Raw genomic sequence first — 1,438 nt, 5'->3', positions numbered from 1 at the left:
AGGCATTGTTGCGTCTCCTTCTATGCGCCGGGCGCTGCGTACGCTGATGCCAGCCTTCGCTGCGGCGATCTCCTGCGAGTGATGTTTGCGTTTGGACATGTAGAGGCGAACCTGTTGGTCGGTAATGCGGGTTCCAGACATGTAGCTGATCGCTTTTTTATTCGATCAGCCATCGTAGAGCCCGGCCGACTCGGCGCCGCCGGTGATGCGTCGTCTTCGGCGGCTACGCCGCCTTCGACTCCTCATCACCGGCCAAAACCTTCGCCGCTACACCGGCCAACATGATTGTCGCCGTCCAGTGGATGCGGTCAAGCGGATTTTCCGGGGGCGCGTGCCTGCAAATGAACAGGAGGCGTCCAACTATTTCCGTCGCGAGATCCGGGACTACGCACTCCGTCATCCGGAACTCGAGGCGATATTGCTGGGTGACGATGCTCGTTCAGACGCGCAACGGAGTCGGCCGCAAAACCGCTGCGAGGCGCGCAAGCCGCTCTGCAATCCGGAACGTGAATCGCGCAGCGCGCGCGATGCCGCGATGGAAATCGACGCTGGCGCAACACCTGAACATGTCAGGGGGCTCCCGGAATTCCAGGGAGAGGTCGGCGAAACGGACACGGATGAGTTCCTTGATGCCTCGGATACCGCCGACTGGCTGGTGCAACCGCAGCGGCGAGACAAGCCTGCGTTTGAACCACAACGTGAACCACAACGGGCCGGCTCGAATGAAACGTCCCGCCGGCAGAAACGGGTCCGGCGGCTCACCCCCTTCGCCAACCCGTATCGCAGTGCTCCAGGCACTGACCAGGCGACGTCAGAAGGTGGCTTCTTCCATGCGGCCGCGCAGCTTGCAACGCGGGCGGGCGAGCAGGTAGGCGACACGGTTGTGACCAGTCGCGTCTACAGGAAGGGGCAGGAGATATCGCACGCGCTGGGTGCCGATGACGTATTGAAAGCCCTGTCTCCGGTTCTCATTCCCGATAGTTTCGAGGACGCTGCCTGCGATGCAGACTGGCTGCCTCACACCCGACAGGATGCGGGGCTGGCCGAATCGGACCGGGATGAAATGGCGGCGTTGCTCCGCACGCCGACAAGAGTCAAATGGGATACGCCGCTCGTTGAATACCGTCCCATTGCGCATGCCTGCCACACCGAATTCCAGCGGGTGCTTTTTTCAGCCGGATCCCAGACCAGTGGATGGCTTGCCTACAGCGGATTATTGACATGTGGGTATTGGGCGCTCGCGAAAGTCTCGCCCATGTTAAGTGGCGTAGCCGCGGGTGGCACCACCGTGTGGAATCTGTGGAACGCCGTGCGGCAGCGCGATGTGGTGGGCGGACTCATCCAGGTGCTGTTGGCACTTCCCTATCAGTTGCTGTCTCCACAATCGCTGCTATTTGCCATCGCCGAGGAGACAAAACGATATATCGACGACGTGCTG

Annotated in this window: 1 protein-coding gene; it reads left to right on the top strand. The window is 61.2% G+C overall.

Going from position 1 to position 1,438, the window contains the following annotated elements; all coding sequences use genetic code 11:
- Positions 1-298: 298 nt before the first annotated feature.
- The coding region (locus HHL24_RS43285; protein ID WP_169491341.1) for a hypothetical protein at positions 299-1,438 on the top strand (1,140 nt) is incomplete at its 3' end.

This window comes from Paraburkholderia polaris, from assembly GCF_012927345.1.
Taxonomy (GTDB): domain Bacteria; phylum Pseudomonadota; class Gammaproteobacteria; order Burkholderiales; family Burkholderiaceae; genus Paraburkholderia; species Paraburkholderia polaris.
The sequence above is the reverse complement of the archived record's forward strand: the minus strand, read 5'-3'. Positions and strand labels throughout refer to the sequence as shown.